A 16,552-nucleotide genomic window follows, 5' to 3' on the forward strand; every position below is an offset into this window, starting at 1 on the left:
CGTCGCCAAGATCCGCAAGAACGCCCGGAATCCCGACGTCCGTGATGCGATGGGCCAGGCCACCGACAGCCGCGTCTCCGCCGTGCTCGACGCCCAGGACGGACTGATCCGCGATGTTCGATCACGACCGGCCCGCGGAGGCCGAGCGCTCCACCGGCACCGGACGGCTGCTGACCGGCGTGGCCTGGGCCGTGCTCCTGCTCGGCCTGTGGCTCTGGGGCCAGGACCTGACCGACATACGGCAGGGCATATCCGCGCCGACCACCGGCGACATCGCCGCGGTCGGACGGCCCCCCGAGGCCGAACTCCCGCCCGCCGCAAAGCCGTTGGGCAGTGCCCTGCCGCAGCGCATCGACATCCCCGACCTCGCCGTACAGGCGCCGGTGGTGACCCGCGGCCTCGACGCGCAGGGCGCGATCGACCCACCGCCGTTCGACCAGGCCGGTGTGGTCGGCTGGTACGGCGGCGGGGTGCGGCCCGGGGCCCCCGGCACCGCGCTGATGGTCGGGCACGTCGACACCGAGACCCGGCCCGCCGTCTTCTACAAGCTCAGCACGCTGCGCCCGGGCCGCGTCATCCGCGTCGTCCGCGACGACGGCAAGGTCGCCCAGTTCACCGTCGACGACGTACGCGTGCTGACCCGCGCCCACTTCGACGCCCAACAGGCCTACGGCACAAGGCAGTCGGGCCGCGCCGAACTGCGCCTCATCACCTGCGGCGGCACCTTCGACCGCGCCGACCGCAGCTACACGGCGAACGTCGTCGTGTCCGCCTACCTCACCGGAACCGGTTCCTGAACCGCACCTGGCCCGGCCGACGACCCGCTCCCCCCGAAGCCGCCGACCGGGCTGGTCCTCGACCGCGCGTGCCCGGGCTGCGGGAGTAACCCGGTGAACTGCGCGGGAGGCATGGGAAAACACCGTGGTGGAGGTTATGAACCGGCCGGGGACCGGGGCCGTTGGAGTCGACTGTAGAACGAATGAGCGCCCGGGCCTAGAGGGCGAATGACGCCATGTCCCGATGCGGTAGCGCCCTGTCATATGCACAGGTGGCCGACGCTGCTACGAACCCCTCAACTCGGCATCGCCGACGCCCCGTTCGATCACCCACCGGGCGACCTGGTCCAGGGGCAGCCGACGCCGCCGCGCGTACTGGCGCAGCTCGACGAACGCCTCGTCGGTGCCGACCTGCCAGCGCTCCGCGAGCATCCCCTTGGCCTGCTCGATCCGTACCCGGCTCGACAGCGCCTCCTGCAACTGCCCGGCCAGGGACCGGTATTGGGCGTACGCGCGATGGTTCTGCAGCCCGAGTCCCGCCGCGTCGGCCAACGCCTGCGCCACCATCAACTCACAACGCCCGCCGTCCGGGCCGCCGTTGGGCAGCGTCGGTACGAACACGTTGAGCGCGCCGAGCAGCGTGTCCCGGCGGCGCACCGGCACCGCGAAGGTCGCCACGATCCCGTGCCGCAGCGCGCGTTCGGTGAACTCCGGCCAGCGGGCGGCGGCATGGGCCACCCCGATCGACACCGGCGGTACGGCACGCCCGGAGCCGTAACTCTCCAGACAGGGCCCGCCGGCGTGCTGGGCCGCCAGCAGATCGAGCGCCGCCGCCTCCCGATGGCTGCTCCCGGCCAGTGACACGGCCTCCCCGCCGTCGATCAGCATCACCCCGGCCGTCCACGCGGACAGCAGCTCCACGCAGTGGTCGGACAGCCGGCGCAGATAGTCCGCGGTGTCGAAGGTCTCGGTCAGGGTGTCGGCCGCCTCCACCAGCGCCGCGGCCAGCCGGCCATCCCGGGTCGTGTGGTGCATGACGGCCACCTTCCGCTGCCCTTGGGGCGGGCGCCTACCCAACGGGGCGGTGCTGTAACAACCGGCCGACAACATCCCGGGCGTTCTCGTGGGCGGCACGCCACGTATGTCACGATTGAGCCTTGGATCGGTACAGCCAAGGGGGAGTTGGATGTACGGCAGCCAGGGGACCCCGGTTCCCTTCGGCACACGGGCGTCGGCACTGGTCCTGGGGGCGGCACTGCTCCTGGCGGGATGTTCCTCGGGGGGCGGGGACAAGAAGCCCGACGCGGGAGCGAAGATCACCCAGCAGCCCGGCGGCAGCGACCCGATCTGGGTCAACCCGGACACCAACGCGGCCCGGCAGGTCGCCGCCTACGCCAAGGCCGGCAAGACCGCCGACGCCGAACAGATCAGGAAGATCGCCGAGCAGCCGACCGGCGAGTGGATCGGCCCGGAGAACCCGAAGGCGGAGGCGCAGGGCTTCACCGAGGCCGCCGACAAGGCCGGCCGCACCGCGCTCCTCGTCCTCTACAACATCCCGCACCGCGACTGCGGCCAGTACTCCCAGGGCGGGGCGGGCGACGGCGACTCCTACCGCGCCTGGATCGACGCCGTGGCCCAGGGCATCGCCGACCGCTCCGCCACGGTGATCCTCGAACCGGACGCCGTGCTCCACCTGGTGGACGGCTGCACCCCCGCCCAATTCCAGGACGAGCGCTACGACCTCCTGAACTACGCCATCACCAAGCTCAAGTCCCTCAAGCACGCGAAGGTCTACCTCGACGCCGGAAACGCAGGCTGGGGCCACCCCGACGAGATCTACCAGCCCCTTCAACGGGCAGGCGTCGCCAAGGCCGACGGCTTCGCCGTGAACGTCTCCAACTTCTACTCCACCGAGGACTCCATCACCTACGGCAAACAACTCTCGGCCAGGACCGGCAACAAACACTTCGTCATCGACACCAGCCGAAACGGCAACGGACCGTATACGGCCGGCGACGAGGACGAGAACTGGTGCAACCCGCCCGGCAGGTCCCTGGGCGAAACCCCGACCACGAAGACGGCAGACCCCTTGGTGGACGCCTACCTGTGGATCAAACGCCCGGGGGAGTCGGACGGGACCTGCAAAGGCGGCCCGAAGGCAGGCCAATGGTGGCCGACCTACGCCCTGAAACTGGCGCAGGCCTCAACCTCGTGAAGGGGTGCGGGGCTGTGTCGATATGAGGCTCCGCCGCGTGAACGCGACCAGCTCCCACGCACCCGCACCCAACCGACGACCCCCTACGGCACCTTCACCCACACTGCCTTGCTCGGCGTCCCCAGATCATCATCCACAAACAGCATGTACCACCCGGCCTGCACCAGGTTCTTGCCCTTCGGCACAGTCACCGTGATCTTGTTCCCGGCCGTCTTGAAGTCCAGCGCGATGGACCGCTGATCCACATCCGTGACATGCGTGGACGCACTCGGCCGGATCAACCGCACCTTCTTGATGGACGACGCATGCTGCGAGGTGAACGTCCCCGACGCCCCCCGCGCGATCGACTCCGGCCCCCCGGACAGATCCGGCCGCGAATCCCGGTACAGATAAGGCGGCGTATAGATCTCGATCCGCTGCTCGAAAACCCCCGGCTTCGTGTTCGCCTTGTCCGCGTACAACGAGTTGGACCCGAAGAACATCACCCGCCCGTCCGGCAGCAGAATCGATCCGGAGTGGTAGTTCCGCCCCACCAGCGGATCGGCGACCTTCTCAAAGGTATTCGTGTCGGGGTGGTACAGCCGAGCCTGAAGGATGTTGGAGTCGCTCCGCCCGCGATAGTCCTCGGACCCGCCCGACACCAGCACGGTGTCGTCCGGCAGGATCGACGTCTGCGGATACCGCGTCCCCTTCTCCAGCGAAGGCCCGTCCACGAAACGGGGGTTGGCGTCCTTCAGATCGACCAGCCGCGTCTTGGCGGTCGACAGCTTCGACTCACCGACACCCCCACCCCCGATCACCATGTACTTCTCGTCCTGCGCCGGAGGCAGCAGCACGGTCGCCGAGGTCTCCATCATGTTCGGATCACTGAGCCCGGGAATCTTCGTGAACTGGTTGGTGTCGACGTCCCAAATGCCAGGATCGCGGCCCACGTTGTCCGGCCCGTACCCCGCGTTCGACCCCGAGTAGAACAGCTTCCCGTTCTCCATCAGGAACAGCGCCGGATACGTCGGGAACTGCCGCTTCGTCTTCGTGTACGTCCACTTCTTCGTCGCCGGATCGAAGATCTCGTTCTTCCCCGGCACCAACTGCCCGATGTCGTCGAGCCCGGAGACGCTGAGCACCTTCCCGTCCGACAGCGTCGTCAGCGTCGGATACCAGCGCGCCTCGTTCATCGGATCGACCTTGATGTACTTCTCGGCGACAGGATCGAACTCGTACGCCTTCTTGATCCCCTCGAAGTCCCGCTTGTCGAGCCCGAACTTGTTCCCGATGCCGTAGGTGTTGCGCTCGTCGGCACCGGTCAGCCCCTGGACGCGGTAGTTGTCCTGGGTGCCGGTCTCGTACTTGGTGCCCTCCTTGGGCGCCTCGACGACGACCCGGGCGTAACCGGGGTTGTTCCGCAGGAACCTGCCGGTGCTCTTGTCGAACACCTTGGTCGCGCGCGGGACGATGACCGAGTCCGTGGAGACGAAGGACTTGCCGTTCGCCTTCCCGGTGAACCTGGTGCCCTGGGGCAGGGTCATCGGCTTGTCGGGGTTCTCGTTGTAGAGAATCATCACGCCCCCGGCCTTCTTCACATCCCCCTTCAGCTTCTCGTACTTCTGGGTGCCGCCCGCGATCAGCAGGTTGCCGTTGGCGAGTTGGGTGTGCCCGGTGCAGAACAGGTCGGCCGGGGTGGGCACCTTCTTGATGGTGCCCTTGACCGGATCCCAGATCCGGGTGTCGAACTTCTTCGCGTTGAAGTTGTCCTGGTTGTTGCCCGACCCGGCGATGAGCAGCACCTTGCCGGTGCGCAGCAGTGCCGCGTGAATGGTGTCCTGCCGGTACTTCTCCGGGAACTGGATGATGTCCCAGTGCCCGTTGTCGGCTTTGTACTCGGGCTTGTTGATGACGTACTGGTGGTATCTCTCGGTGCTGAATCTGTACAGCCAGGGCCCGTTCATCCCGGCCAGGGCGATGACGACCACCGTGCTGATCGCGAGTCGACGGGCACGGCGCCGGCCGGCTTCCTTCATTCCTTACGACCCCCCGGTCCACCGAGCGCGATCTGCATCGTCTGCTCGCTGTTGGTGGCCGAGGCCGCCCAACTGGGCTTCTGCTGAGGTACATGCGAGGCCGGCTGCGGCGGCGGGACGGCGTCCCGGGGTTCGTCCGGGAGAGTGGCCGGCTGCTTCTTCTCCTGGCGCAGCATGTAGCGCCAGGCCAGGATCGGTGACGCGGTGATCAGCAGGGCGAACGTGGCCCAGGTGATCATCGCCGGGTGTGAGTGCCCGTTCTCGAACCCGGCCATCAGCGAGCCGCCGAAGATCAGGATGAAGAACCAGTGCACCCGGAACGTCCCGAACAACGTGTCGGGGCTGGCCGAGTCGCCCTTCGGCGTCACGACGAACTTGCTCTTGCGGCGCAGTACGGCGTCGAAGAGCGAGCGCGCGTATATCGGCGCCGACAGCGCGGACATCACCATGCCGGCGACCCCGCCCGACCCCTCCGGTTCGTGCGGGGAGACGTTGTGCCGCCGGTTCCAGATGTAGAGGCCGATCTGCAGCGCGGACGCGTTGCCGTAGAGCATCAGCCACATCGTCGGGTCGATGTTCACACCCGAGGCGCCCAGACCGAGGAACAGGGCGCAACTCAGCGCGGCCAGAATCCAGTTGAGGGCGGACATCGGGTAGAAGATGATCATCATGGTGTAGTTGAAGAGCTTGCCCGGAGGCATCGAGAAGAAGCCCTTCCAGTACTGCTTGAGGATCGTCTCGTACGTCCCCCGGGACCACCGCAGTTGCTGCGTGAAGAAGTCCGTCCAGGCGCTGGGCCCTTCACCGACCGCGAGCACGTCCGGCGTGTAGACCGACTTCCACTTCTTCCCGGTGGCCGGGTTCTTGGCCCGGTGCATCTCGAAGCCGGTGGCCATGTCCTCGGTGATCGAGTCGTACAGGCCGCCGATCTGCTGAAGTGCCTTGATCCGTACGGCGTTCGAGGTGCCGACGAACATCGGCGAGCCGTAGCGGTTGCCGGCCCGCTGGATCAGGGCGTGGAAGAGGAACTGCTGCGACTCGGCGGCTTTGGTGACCGGGGTGTCGTAATTGCCGTACACCTGGGGGCCGATGACGAAACCGACGTCCGGGTCGCGGAAGAAACCGAGCATCCGCTCCAGGTAGTTGGGCAGCGGGACGTGGTCGGTGTCGACGGAGGCGAAGTAGTCGTACTCGTCGCCGTGCGCCTCGAGCCAGGCGTTGTAGTTGCCGTGCTTGGTCTTGGCGCGGTGGGGTCCCTTGGGCCGGTTCCACTTCTCGACCCCCTTGCGGGTGAAGTGGTGCACGCCGAGCCGCCCGCACACCGCCTTGACCTCGGGGTCGTCGCCCTCGTCCAGCAGCCACACGTGCAGAAGCCCCCGGTGGCGCAGCCGTACGGCCGCCTCCAAGGTCTTCGTGACCATCTCCAGGGGCTCCTTGCCGGGCACGAACGTCGTGATGAACGCGACTCTCGTGCCGGTCTCGGGGACCACCGGGATCGGGTCGCGGGCGACCAGCGTGGCGTGCGCGTTGGACAGCACGTTCATGCAGCGGAAGAACTCGATCAGACCGATCGCGACCAGCATCACGATGTCCAGCGCGGGCAGGAAGTCGTAGGCGGGATAGTCGCGTTGGGTCCAGTGCTCGGGCTGGAGCAGCCAGCCCAGCAGGATCAGGGAGAGCAGCGGCGCCGCACCCAGCATGAGCGCGGCGCGGACGCGGTGCGTCTCCTGCGACAGCAGCGACCGGTACTGGACCTTGTACGGCCGGTCCGGGGCGGGCTGGGTGAGGGGTCCCGCAAGGCGGCTGTAGTGCTCGTAGTCGTACCTCGGAAGTGTGTTCCTGATCCGGCGGAAGCTGCCGGTCCGGTGTCCCGGGACTCTGAGTTCGGTGGTTTGTGATGGATCGAAGCCCTGTCGGGCGCCCGTCGGCGTCGACGTCATGAGTCATCCCCCCACACGCGAGAACGCGCGTGTCTGTTTGTCGCGGCCGCCCGTCAGGGTCCCCCTCGACCCTCGACAGGCGTGTCAGTGGTGGCCACAGTCACCACACAGTCCACTCACAAAGACATGCGACTGCGACCGTCCGGTTGCGCGATGCCCCCTCAGACATCTGTTCCCCGGCGGGGCCCCTCCTCCCCGCGAAACCGCGCAACTGGTTCCTTACCCCCTCAACTGCCGTGTATCGACAGCATCTTCAAAACCAGGGTTCTACGGTGTTCATCTTGATCGCAAGACACGAAACGCGGTGTTTACCGGTCATACGCGTTCATTGGGGCGTGTGTGGGGATCAGGTGGAGTCGTTGTGGACAGCCTTGTGCGCACGTTGTCGAAGTGCTCCCTTATGGCCCTCTCGGCGCGCTTCGCATCCCCGGACCGGACCGCGTCGAGGATCTCCCGGTGCTGGCGGCAGGTGACCTCGGGGTCCTGCGGGCCGGCCGCGAGATCGGCGCGGACGCGGTGGAGGGCGTCCCAGAAGGCCTCCAGGACCTCGCTCAACAGCGCGTTGTCCAGCCCCCGGTAGAGAGTGGCGTGAAAGGCGCGGTCGGTGGCCGCGAGCCCGACCCCCTCGGCGGTCTCCCGCTCCATCCGCCGTACCAGCGCGTCGAGTTCGACGAGATCCCGCTCGGGCAGCCGCCCCGCGAGCCGGGCGACGAGCCCCGACTCCACCGCCTCCCGCAGTTCGAGCAGCTGGAGCAGGCTGTCCTCGCCCCGGTAGTGCCCGGCGACGGTACGGAACGCGAGGCCCTCGACCATCGGTGCGAGCGACATCGGGCCGACGTACGTCCCGAACCCGTGCCGGATCTCGACGATCCCCATCGCCTGCAGGGCCTTGAGCGCCTCGCGCACCGAGTTCCGGCTCGCGCCGAGGAACACCATCAGCTCGGGCTCGGTCGGCAGTGGCGCCCCGGAGGGCAGCCGACGGTCGAGGATGAGCTTCTTGATCCGCTCCTGGAGGTCACGGGCTGCCATGGCGAGAGGGTATCCGGCCAAACGGGGGGAGAGCTGTGTTCCGCCCGTACGGATGTTCCGGCCCCCGCGGCTGCCGCCGCCCATGCAAAAGGCCCCCCGCAGTGCGGAGGGCCTCGCTGTCTGTGCGCCGCCAGGGACTCGAACCCCGGACCCGCTGATTAAGAGTCAGCTGCTCTAACCAACTGAGCTAGCGGCGCCTGCTGACCTGGACAACTCTACCGGACGCGGAGGTGTGCTCCTGACCACCCCCTCGGGCCCCCGGTGGCTCCTTGTACATCATTCGGACCGTCAACATGCGAGTCCGGAAGACAGTTGAGAAACTGGCGGACGTGCACGAGCGCGGAATTTTCCACCTGGAGTGTGAGGGGCATCGCATGGAGACTCCGGTATTCGAGGAATTCGATCCCGCGAGCGATTGTGATTGCCCAGGTTGTGTTCACCGGCGGCGTTCCCTGCCTCATTCCCCGACCGGCCGCACCGGTGGCCGGCCCACCGCCCAGCGGGTCCTGGTCGTGGCCGCCGCCGCGTCCGCGACCCTCGCCGCCGGACACGCCGTACCGGCCCTCGCCGCCCCCCACGCCTCGCCCCACCCCGGAGTCCCCGCAGGTGAAACGGGTGACGAGCCCGCCACCCCGCAGGGCACCAAGGCCCCGCTGCACGGCCCGAGCGGGAGACCGGCGAAGCCGGCCGGTGTCCTCAAGGCGCCCGCGACCACCCGGGCGGAGATCATCAACCGGGCCAAGACCTGGATCGCGGCGCAGGTGCCGTACAGCATGAACGAATACTGGTCGGACGGTTACCGGCAGGACTGCTCGGGGTTCGTCTCGATGGCCTGGGGGCTGCCGGGGAACGAATGGACCGGCAGCCTCGACCAGTACGGGACGCATATTTCCAAGGAGGAACTGCAGCCCGGCGACATTCTGCTGTTCCACAATCCGGAGAATCCCGAGAAGGGCTCCCACGTCGTCATTTTCGGCGGCTGGACCGACTACACGCACACCTACTACATCGCCCTGGAGGAGACTCCCTCGCACGCCCGGCGCCAGTCCACGCCGTACGCGTACTGGAGCCACTCCGCCGACTACGTCCCCTACCGCTACAAGGGCCTGACGGTGAGTGCGGGGGAGGTGAACCCGAAGCCGGCGGTGCCCCCGGTACCCCCGGTGACGCCGGCCGGCGCGGTCACGCCGAAGACGGCGTACCCGGGAGCGGCGTATTTCGGCCTCGGCGCCAACAACAAGTACGTCACCCAGCTCGGCACGATGCTGGTCGCCCGCGGTGCCGGCGCCTACTACACCGCGGGTCCCGGCCCGGTCTGGTCGGACGCGGACCGGATGGCCACCCAGGCGTTCCAGAAGGCCCAGGGCTGGACCGGCGCGGACGCGGACGGTCTGCCGGGACCGCTGACCTGGGAACTGCTGATCACCGGCAAGGGCAGGAACATCGGCGGCACGGTGGTGGGGGCGGCGGGCCCGCCCGGTGCCTCGGCCGCCTCGCACGGTGTCCCCGGCTACCCCGGCCGGGGCATGTTCCGCCCCGGCGCGACCAACAAGTACGTCACCGAGCTCGGAGAGCAGCTGGTCAAGAAGGGTTTCGGCAAGTACTACACGACCGGCCCGGGACCGCGCTGGGGCGAGCCGGACCGGCGCAACGTCGAGGCATTCCAGCGCGCCCAGGGCTGGCGGGGCGGCGCGGCGGACGGCTACCCGGGGCCGGAGACCTGGCGCCGGCTCTTCTCGTAACCACGTTCATCCCCACCCGTTGTGACGCATCTGGCGCGGAGGCTGGAGGCAACCATGAGTACGACGACCACTTCACAGACGCCCGAGAACGAGGAACCGGTGGGGCCGCCCGAGGCGGCGCTGGCCCGTCCCGCGCGGCTCATCCAGAACGAGGCGACCACCGAGATCCCCGTCCACCTGCTGTTCCGCGACGACCCCGACCCGGTGTCGTTGCCGCTCAGGCCCGCCGTCGTGGGACGCAGGCAAGGCACCGGCGAACAGCCGCGCTTCCGCCGCCCCCTCCCGGCCAAGCCGCGCCCGGCACCGGAGGTCGACCCCGACCTGGTGGAGCGGCCGGCCCGGGTGCTGCCCGGCACGGCCGGCGTGCTCGCCGGCTCCTGCGGACTCACCGGCTGTCTCGCCACCTCGTGGTGGGCGGGCGTCCTGCCCCCGCTCGCGGCCCACGCGCTACGACTGCCGGTCTACGCCGGTGCGGGACTCGGCCCGGCGCAGTGGGCGGCGTACGCCGGGGCCGGCGCGCTCGGTCTTTTCGGCTTCGGCGGTCTTGCCCGGGGCCGTACCGGACGGGCGTGGGTGCTCGGCCTGTTCGGGCGGTACCGGGGGACCGTCCGGCGCACCGGGCTGATGTGGGTCAACCCGCTGCTGCTGCGCCGCCGGGTCGACGTACGGCTGCGGCACTGGCGCAGCGAGCCGATGCCGGCCGCCGACGCGAACGGGGTCGCGCTGCGGGTCGCCGTGCTCGTGGTGTGGCGGGTGCGGGACACCGCGCGGGCCACGCTCGGGGTCGAGGACCACGAGACGTATCTGCGCGAGTGCGTGGAGGCGGCGCTGACCCGGGTGCCGGTGGAGCCGCCGGGCGGTGGCGCGAAGGGCGCGGCCGACCTGGCCGTCGACGCGCTGTCCCGGCTGGTCTCGGTGGACGCGGCGCCGGTCGGCATCGAGGTGTTCTCGGTGCAGCCGCTGCGTGTCGAGTACGCCCCGGAGGTGGCCGCGGCGATGACCCGCCGCCGTATCGCCGCGCTGGACGCGCAGCAGCGGGCGACGATGCTCACCTCGGTGGTCGACTCGGTGGAGGACACCGTCACCCGGCTGACCATGCGAGGTCTGGTGGAGCTGGACGACTACGAACGCAAGGCGCTGGTCAAGGACTTGACGGTCGCGTTCTGCTCGGGACGGGGAGAGGCCGCGCCGTGACGGAGCCGGAGACGTCCATGGAGACGGACACGGCTTTTGGTATGGACACAGTCAAGTAGGGGCAATAATCTGGGACTTGGTCTAGACCTGCACGGCTCACGGAACTCCCCACACGTTCTCCAGGAGCGGCAGCATGCGCAAAAAGACCAAGTGGTACGCGGGCGTGCTCGGGCTCACCACGGCCGGGGCCATCGTGCTCTCGTCCGGGGCGGCGAGCAGCCACGGCTACACCGACCTCCCCATCAGCAGGCAGAAGCTCTGTGCCAACGACACGGTGACGAACTGCGGTGACATCCAGTACGAGCCGCAGAGCGTCGAGGGCCCCAAGGGCTTCCCGGCGGCCGGCCCCGCCGACGGCCAGATCTGCAGCGGCGGGATCAGCCGCTTCAGCCAGCTCAGCTCACCGACGACCCCGTCCGGCGGCGCCTGGCCCACGACAAAGGTGACGGGTGGTCAGTCGTACACCTTCCGCTGGCAGTTCACGGCCATGCATGCCACCACGGACTTCAAGTACTACGTCACCAAGCAGGGTTGGAACCAGAACCACAGCCTGGCCCGCTCGGACCTCAACACCACGCCGTTCCTCACCGTCCCCTACAACGGCCAGCGTCCGCCGGCCACGCTCTCGCACAGCGGCACGCTTCCGTCCGGCCTCTCCGGCCACCATGTGATCGTCGCGGTGTGGACGATCGCGGACACGGCCAACGCGTTCTACGCCTGCTCGGACGTCACTTTCTGAGCATTGCTTGAGACAGTCCGGCGTCCCCCGGGGGTAGGTTCCCCACACCAAGCGGCATCCGACCTCGGGGGAAGCACCATGGACCTGATCTTCTACCTCGTCCCAGGCCTCATCATGGGCCTCGCCCTCTTCATGGGGTACCGCGTCACACGCCGCTGGCTCCAGGTGCGAGCCGCCTGGAACAGCGGGCTGACGGCCGAGGGGCGTTGCCTGCGCGCCTACACGACGGTGAGCGGCGGGCACGGTGACACCTCCGTGCGCACCACACTGCACCACGTGTACGAGTTCACCGCCCGCGACGGCCGCTCCGTGCGGTTCGAGGAGGAGGACGGCCGGGGGACCGTCATCGAGGGCGACTACGTCACCGTGTACTACACCGACGGCTCCGAGGTGGTCGCCACCGCGCACGAGCCCAGCCGGGGCAAGCAGGCGGCGGCCACCTTCGGCATCCTGGCCTTCCTCGGCGTGATCGTCGTGTTCTGCGTGGGCTTCATCGCCTCCTACGCCACCACCTTCGCGGGCTCGGGCCCCGACGGGTTCTGACCGGCACACCTCTCCACATCTGACGGTACGTCAACTACCGTGCGCCCCCATGGAGTCCAGGAGGCGTACCGTCGCGGAACTCGTACAGGCACGGTGGGAGGACCACCGCCCGGGACTGTGGTGCGAGGGGCGGACGCTCACCCACCACGAGGTGGCGGCCGGCGCCGCGGCCAGGGCGGCGCTCCTCACCGACCTCCTGCCACCCGGCACCCCGCCCCACATCGGCGTCCTGCTCGACAACACCCCTGAATATCCGCTGTGGTTGAGCGCGGCGGCCCTCGCGGGCGCGGCCGTCGCCGGCATCAACCCCACCCGCCGCGGCCCCGAGCTGGCCCGCGACATCCTGCACACCGAGTGCCGGGTCCTGGTCACCGAGCGCGCACACCTCCCGCTCCTCGACGGCCTCGAACTCCCGGACGTACGGCTCCTGGTGACGGACACCCAGGCCTACGACGACCTTCTGGCGCCGTACGCGGACACCAAACCGGACGCCTTCTCCCGGGCCACCCCCGACGACCGCGTCCTGCTCTACTTCACCTCGGGCTCCACCGGCGCCCCGAAGGCCGCGATCTGCACCCAGGGCCGCCTGGCCGCCGCAGGGCGCTCGCTGGTCGACGCCTTCGGGGTCGGTCCGGACGACGTGCACTACATCTGCATGCCGATGTTCCACGGCAACGCGGTGATCGCCGACTGGGCACCGGCGCTGGCGGCCGGGGCGGGGGTGGCGCTGCGCCGCAGGTTCTCCGCGTCCCGGTTCCTGGACGACGTACGGGAGTACCGGGCCACGTACTTCACCTACGTCGGCCGTGCCGTGCAGTACGTCCTGGCCACCGAGGAACGCCCCGACGACCGGGACAACCCGCTGCGGACGGGCTTCGGCACGGAGGCGGGGGCGGTGGACGCGGCGGCCTTCGAGCGGCGGTTCGGGGTGCGGCTGGTGGAGGGGTACGGGTCATCGGAGGGCGGGGCGGCGGTGCAGTGGTCGCCGGGGACACCGTCCGGGGCGGTCGGGCGGGCGGCGCCCGGGCTCGCCGTACTCGATCCGCAGACGCGGGCGGAGTGCCCGCCGGCGGTCTTCGACTCGGCCGGGCGGCTGCTCAACGGGGATGCGGCGATAGGGGAGTTGGTGAACCGCGCGCCCAACCCCTTCGAGGGCTACTGGCGCAATCCGGAGGCGGACGCGGAACGCCGCCGGTGGGGGTCCCCCCGCTCGAGCGAAGCCGAGAGTGGGGGCGGCTGGTACTGGACCGGCGACCTCTTCTACCGGGACACCGACGGCTACCTCTACTTCGCCGGCCGCACCGACGACCGCCTCCGCGTCGACAGCGAGAACCTCGCCGCCGCGATGATCGAGAACATCCTGGCCCGCTACGAGGGCGCCGACGCCGTGGCGGTATACGCGGTACCGGACCCGGTGACCGGCGACCAGGTCATGGCCACCGTCGCCGGGCACTTCGACCCGCTCGCCTTCGCCGAATTCCTGCTGGCCCAGCCGGACCTGGGGACGAAGATGGCACCACGGTTCGTACGAGTGGTGCGGCGGATGCCGGTCACGGCGACCAACAAGATCCACCGGGCGGGGCTGCGCCGGGAGGGGATCCGGTGCGCCGATCCGGTGTGGTGGCGGCCACCGGGGGAGGCGGCGTATCGACAGCTGACTCCGGAGGACGTTGCGGTGGCGGCGGGGACCAGTCGGATCGGCTGAGCATGTCGGCCAGTTCGCGGCGCGTACGGATGCCGAGTCTGGCGTAGACGCGCCGCAGATGGTTGTCGACCGTGCGCGCGGACAGGCGCAGTGCCTCGGCGATCTCCTCGCTGCGCAGGTTGGTAGCGGCGAGCAGGGCGATCTCACGTTCGCGGTCCGTGAGGCGTAAGCTCCCGGTCCCGCTCCACGAGCGGCCACGGCAACTCCTGCATGTCTGTCCCCCGGTCCGGCGGCACCACTGACATGAGCCTGCCCGGCGTGGCATGTCTGCGGCACATTCCGGAGGGGCGCGGTGCGGGTTCCGGGGCGGTTCGAGTAACGGCTGCTCATGCCGTCCCACGGCTACCGGAGCACGCTTTCTCATGGATCCGCCGACCGACGAGCTCAGGAGAGCGACGGGGTTCTGCAGCCGCGGTCGGCGACGACCCGACCGCTGGAAGGGGGAGCGGTTGCTCTGGATCGCGTTCGTCGTGTGCCCGCCTCCGTCGACCGCCGTCAGGAAGTGCACGTCGAAAGTCTGGATCGTGCAGGTCGGCAGTATCCCCGCCACGGCGATCGCGATACCCGCGGCACGGCCGAGCTCGTTCCTGGTGTTCACGGTTTCCACCTCCGAACCGACGCGCATCCAGACAGTGAACGGAAACCTCCCCACCGCGGTGAGCGGCGGCGGCCGGACCACCGAAGCCGTCCACACGGACGCGACGCTGTCCAACTTCGGCTCGTGGGAGGAGTTCCGGCTCGCCTGCGTCTTCGTGCGACGGGCAGCCGACCCCGAAAACGGCCGGGGGCGTTCTCCACGGGGAGAGAACGCCCTCGGCCGATCTCCGCGTCTGCCCGGCGGCGGACTTACCAGCGGCCACCGGTGACGTGTGCGGGCCTCCAGTAGACGGCGGCCCAGATTCCGTGGTTCGCCGCGGCTCCCCAGCCCCGGCTCCAGGAAGTCAGCAGGTTGCCCGCGTTCGTGCAGAGCCAGGCCGGGACCCTGGCGGTACAGGCGCGAACGGCGCCCGCGATCGTTCCCCGGGCGATGTCCCCGTAGGAAGCGATGATCCAGAAGTGGTCCCCGGTCACACCGGTCGCCAGTGCCTGGACGGCGTGCCCCTTGTCGGTGGACGTCGCCGAGGTGACGGTCCCGGTGTTCTGTACCGGTGCGTCGGTGCGGACCGTGGCCACACCGGCGAAGGCTTTCTGAACTTCGCTGATGAGTCGCGTCCTGCTCTCCGGGGTCGCGGTCAGATGTTCCCACTCGGACGACTCGGCAGAGGTCGGTCCTCGCGGGTTCACCGCGAACTGCCGGGCCGCGACGGGAGCGGTCGCTTTCTCGGAATCTTCATGGGCGCTGCCGGCCAACAGACCGCCGGCGAGGGCGGTCACGACTGCGGCACCCAGCGCCGCGGCGATCCATCGGCGCCGCGGGGATCGGCGTACCGCGGACTTCTCCGTTTCGCGGGTCTTCACTCGGTGTGCTCCCCTTCGTGGTGCTTACTGGTACCGCACGATGGTTCCAGTCGGGTGAACACGAAGCGTGATATCTATGGATTTTATGATCAATTGATCAATCGTGATCATCTTTGTCTTGCGTGGTGAGCGGCCCGCACACGACCAAGGGCACCCTCCCGAAGGAGGATGCCCTTGGTCACACACTGTGCGCCGCCAGGGACTCGAACCCCGGACCCGCTGATTAAGAGTCAGCTGCTCTAACCAACTGAGCTAGCGGCGCATGACTCACGCCTTCCGCTGGATCTGAGTCTCGCGGAGGGCGACGAGAAAATACTACCTGGTCCGGAGGGGTGCTCCGGACCAGGTGCTAGATCGCGAGAGACAGCAGTACGGGACCCGCTTCGCGGTTCAGGGTGTCCGCTGCCTGGCGTAGGCGGTGGGCGTGTTCGACCGGGAGGGACAGGGCCAGGCAGCCCACCGAGGAGCCCGCCGTGATCGGGACGGCCGCGCAGACCGTGCCCACCGCGTACTCCTGGAGGTCGAGGTGGGGGACGGTCGGCGGCTGGGTCTCCAGGCGGGAGAGCAGCAGCTTGTCGCTGGTGATGGTGCGCGAGGTGAGGCGGGCCATCTTGTGCCGGGAGAGGTGGTCGCGGCGGCCGTTGTGGTCGAGCTGGCCCAGCAGGCTCTTGCCGAGCGCGGTGGCGTGCGCGGAGAAGCGGAAGTCGACCCACTCGTTGACCGCCGGGGCGGTGGGCCCGGCCGCGTACTGGGTGATCGTGACCTCGCCGTCGACGTACCGGCTGACGTAGACCGCCGCTCCCAGGGAGTCGCGCAGCCGGTCCAGGGTCCGCTGGATCTGCTCGCGCACCGCCTGGTCGCGGCCGGCCGCGGAGCCGAGCCGGCCCAGGGCCTCGCCGGTGACGTAGGCGCCGTCGGTGAGCTGCTCGACGTAGCCCTCGCGGCGCAGTGTCCGCAGCAGTATGGTCAGGCGCTCGACGTCGAGGCCGGTGCGGCGGGCCAGTTCGGTGTCTGTGACACCGGTGGCGTGTCCCGCGACGGTCTCCAGGATGCGCAGTGCTTCCTGTACCGAGTGGTAGGGAGCGGTCGGCTCGTGCATCAGCGCCACGGTGTTTCTCCCTGCGCTCGCTTCTTGGGCCGTGATACCGGACAGCGAATCCTCTCCACGATAGCTGTCAAACGGCCGATGTGGA

General features: G+C 69.1%; 14 protein-coding genes, 2 tRNA genes and 1 pseudogene. 8 read left to right on the forward strand and 9 right to left on the reverse strand.

Translation table 11 applies throughout. The features are described 5' to 3' along the window. The first annotated feature begins 113 nt into the window (after positions 1 to 113). Complete coding sequence (locus tag AB0I51_RS00005) at positions 114 to 797, forward strand: class F sortase (RefSeq protein WP_362969724.1); 684 nt, start codon at positions 114 to 116, stop codon at positions 795 to 797. 264 nt (positions 798 to 1,061) lie between these two features. On the opposite strand, the gene AB0I51_RS00010 is transcribed toward AB0I51_RS00005, so the two are convergent. Further along, the gene (locus tag AB0I51_RS00010) at positions 1,062 to 1,811 is read right to left on the reverse strand and encodes an ANTAR domain-containing protein (protein WP_362969726.1); all 750 of its coding nucleotides are present in this window, start codon (positions 1,809 to 1,811) and stop codon (positions 1,062 to 1,064) included. A 151-nt stretch (positions 1,812 to 1,962) separates the two neighbouring features. Here AB0I51_RS00010 and AB0I51_RS00015 point away from each other — a divergent pair, with 151 nt between their 5' ends. After that, positions 1,963 to 2,991 (forward strand): glycoside hydrolase family 6 protein, encoded by a 1,029-nt coding sequence (locus AB0I51_RS00015; protein WP_362969728.1) that lies wholly within the window; start codon positions 1,963 to 1,965, stop codon positions 2,989 to 2,991. An 83-nt stretch (positions 2,992 to 3,074) separates the two neighbouring features. Here the strand turns inward: AB0I51_RS00015 and AB0I51_RS00020 are convergent, their stop codons facing one another. The 4 genes from AB0I51_RS00020 to AB0I51_RS00035 all read right to left on the reverse strand — a co-directional run bounded on the left by AB0I51_RS00020 (position 3,075) and on the right by AB0I51_RS00035 (position 8,175). Beyond that, a complete protein-coding gene (locus tag AB0I51_RS00020) occupies positions 3,075 to 5,009 on the reverse strand; it encodes a kelch motif-containing protein (protein WP_362969730.1) in 1,935 nt (644 codons plus the stop codon). Further along, positions 5,006 to 6,949 carry a glycosyltransferase family 2 protein gene (locus tag AB0I51_RS00025; protein WP_362969732.1) on the reverse strand — a complete coding sequence of 648 codons (1,944 nt, stop codon included), beginning with the start codon at positions 6,947 to 6,949 and terminating at the stop codon, positions 5,006 to 5,008. The genes AB0I51_RS00020 and AB0I51_RS00025 overlap by 4 nt, the downstream gene beginning before the upstream one ends. A 315-nt stretch (positions 6,950 to 7,264) precedes the next feature. Continuing rightward, positions 7,265 to 7,978, reverse strand: coding sequence for a FadR/GntR family transcriptional regulator (locus AB0I51_RS00030; RefSeq protein WP_362969734.1), 714 nt, complete (start codon positions 7,976 to 7,978; stop codon positions 7,265 to 7,267). Positions 7,979 to 8,101: 123 nt separating this feature from the next. Beyond that, positions 8,102 to 8,175: transfer RNA gene (locus AB0I51_RS00035), tRNA-Lys, on the reverse strand. A 177-nt stretch (positions 8,176 to 8,352) separates the two neighbouring features. On the opposite strand from AB0I51_RS00035, the gene AB0I51_RS00040 reads away from it, so the two are divergent. From AB0I51_RS00040 to AB0I51_RS00060, 5 genes are all read left to right on the forward strand, one after another. Next, on the forward strand, positions 8,353 to 9,720 hold the full coding sequence (locus AB0I51_RS00040) for a peptidoglycan-binding protein (protein WP_362969736.1): 1,368 nt from the start codon (positions 8,353 to 8,355) through the stop codon (positions 9,718 to 9,720). A gap of 54 nt (positions 9,721 to 9,774) precedes the next feature. Continuing rightward, on the forward strand, positions 9,775 to 10,914 hold the full coding sequence (locus AB0I51_RS00045) for an SPFH domain-containing protein (RefSeq protein WP_362969738.1): 1,140 nt from the start codon (positions 9,775 to 9,777) through the stop codon (positions 10,912 to 10,914). A 133-nt stretch (positions 10,915 to 11,047) separates the two neighbouring features. After that, the gene (locus tag AB0I51_RS00050; protein ID WP_362969739.1) at positions 11,048 to 11,653 is read left to right on the forward strand and encodes a lytic polysaccharide monooxygenase; all 606 of its coding nucleotides are present in this window, start codon (positions 11,048 to 11,050) and stop codon (positions 11,651 to 11,653) included. A 78-nt stretch (positions 11,654 to 11,731) separates the two neighbouring features. Next, entirely contained in the window at positions 11,732 to 12,196 is a 465-nt protein-coding gene (locus AB0I51_RS00055) for a DUF3592 domain-containing protein (protein ID WP_362969740.1), read from the forward strand. Between the two features lie 49 nt (positions 12,197 to 12,245). Next, the gene (locus AB0I51_RS00060; protein WP_362969741.1) at positions 12,246 to 13,901 is read left to right on the forward strand and encodes a long-chain-fatty-acid--CoA ligase; all 1,656 of its coding nucleotides are present in this window, start codon (positions 12,246 to 12,248) and stop codon (positions 13,899 to 13,901) included. Positions 13,902 to 13,914: 13 nt separating this feature from the next. Here the strand turns inward: AB0I51_RS00060 and AB0I51_RS00065 are convergent. Further along, positions 13,915 to 14,526, reverse strand: a pseudogene (locus AB0I51_RS00065) (helix-turn-helix transcriptional regulator); the annotation flags it as partial. Here AB0I51_RS00065 and AB0I51_RS00070 point away from each other — a divergent pair. Next, positions 14,426 to 14,767 carry a hypothetical protein gene (locus AB0I51_RS00070; protein ID WP_362971152.1) on the forward strand — a complete coding sequence of 114 codons (342 nt, stop codon included), beginning with the start codon at positions 14,426 to 14,428 and terminating at the stop codon, positions 14,765 to 14,767. The pseudogene AB0I51_RS00065 and the gene AB0I51_RS00070 sit on opposite strands and share 101 nt — an antisense overlap. On the opposite strand, the gene AB0I51_RS00075 is transcribed toward AB0I51_RS00070, so the two are convergent. The 3 genes from AB0I51_RS00075 to AB0I51_RS00085 form a co-directional block, all read right to left on the reverse strand. Next, positions 14,748 to 15,359: a hypothetical protein gene (locus AB0I51_RS00075; protein ID WP_362969743.1), complete on the reverse strand. Its 612-nt coding sequence runs from the start codon at positions 15,357 to 15,359 to the stop codon at positions 14,748 to 14,750. The genes AB0I51_RS00070 and AB0I51_RS00075 overlap by 20 nt on opposite strands. Before the next feature lie 188 nt (positions 15,360 to 15,547). Then, positions 15,548 to 15,621 (reverse strand) — tRNA-Lys (locus tag AB0I51_RS00080). Between the two features lie 87 nt (positions 15,622 to 15,708). Then, positions 15,709 to 16,467: an IclR family transcriptional regulator C-terminal domain-containing protein gene (locus tag AB0I51_RS00085; protein ID WP_362969745.1), complete on the reverse strand. Its 759-nt coding sequence runs from the start codon at positions 16,465 to 16,467 to the stop codon at positions 15,709 to 15,711. Positions 16,468 to 16,552 lie beyond the last annotated feature (85 nt).

It is taken from the genome of Streptomyces sp. NPDC050549 (genome assembly GCF_040655035.1).
Taxonomy (GTDB): Bacteria; Actinomycetota; Actinomycetes; order Streptomycetales; family Streptomycetaceae; genus Streptomyces.

Excerpts from the sequence above, each read along its gene's own strand:
- AB0I51_RS00005 (WP_362969724.1), top strand. The coding sequence starts at position 114 with ATGTTCGATCACGACCGGCCCGCGGAGGCCGAGCGCTCCACCGGCACC.
- AB0I51_RS00010 (WP_362969726.1), bottom strand. The coding sequence starts at position 1,811 with ATGCACCACACGACCCGGGATGGCCGGCTGGCCGCGGCGCTGGTGGAG.
- AB0I51_RS00015 (WP_362969728.1), top strand. The coding sequence starts at position 1,963 with ATGTACGGCAGCCAGGGGACCCCGGTTCCCTTCGGCACACGGGCGTCG.
- AB0I51_RS00020 (WP_362969730.1), bottom strand. The coding sequence starts at position 5,009 with ATGAAGGAAGCCGGCCGGCGCCGTGCCCGTCGACTCGCGATCAGCACG.
- AB0I51_RS00025 (WP_362969732.1), bottom strand. The coding sequence starts at position 6,949 with ATGACGTCGACGCCGACGGGCGCCCGACAGGGCTTCGATCCATCACAA.
- AB0I51_RS00030 (WP_362969734.1), bottom strand. The coding sequence starts at position 7,978 with ATGGCAGCCCGTGACCTCCAGGAGCGGATCAAGAAGCTCATCCTCGAC.
- AB0I51_RS00040 (WP_362969736.1), top strand. The coding sequence starts at position 8,353 with ATGGAGACTCCGGTATTCGAGGAATTCGATCCCGCGAGCGATTGTGAT.
- AB0I51_RS00045 (WP_362969738.1), top strand. The coding sequence starts at position 9,775 with ATGAGTACGACGACCACTTCACAGACGCCCGAGAACGAGGAACCGGTG.
- AB0I51_RS00050 (WP_362969739.1), top strand. The coding sequence starts at position 11,048 with ATGCGCAAAAAGACCAAGTGGTACGCGGGCGTGCTCGGGCTCACCACG.
- AB0I51_RS00055 (WP_362969740.1), top strand. The coding sequence starts at position 11,732 with ATGGACCTGATCTTCTACCTCGTCCCAGGCCTCATCATGGGCCTCGCC.
- AB0I51_RS00060 (WP_362969741.1), top strand. The coding sequence starts at position 12,246 with ATGGAGTCCAGGAGGCGTACCGTCGCGGAACTCGTACAGGCACGGTGG.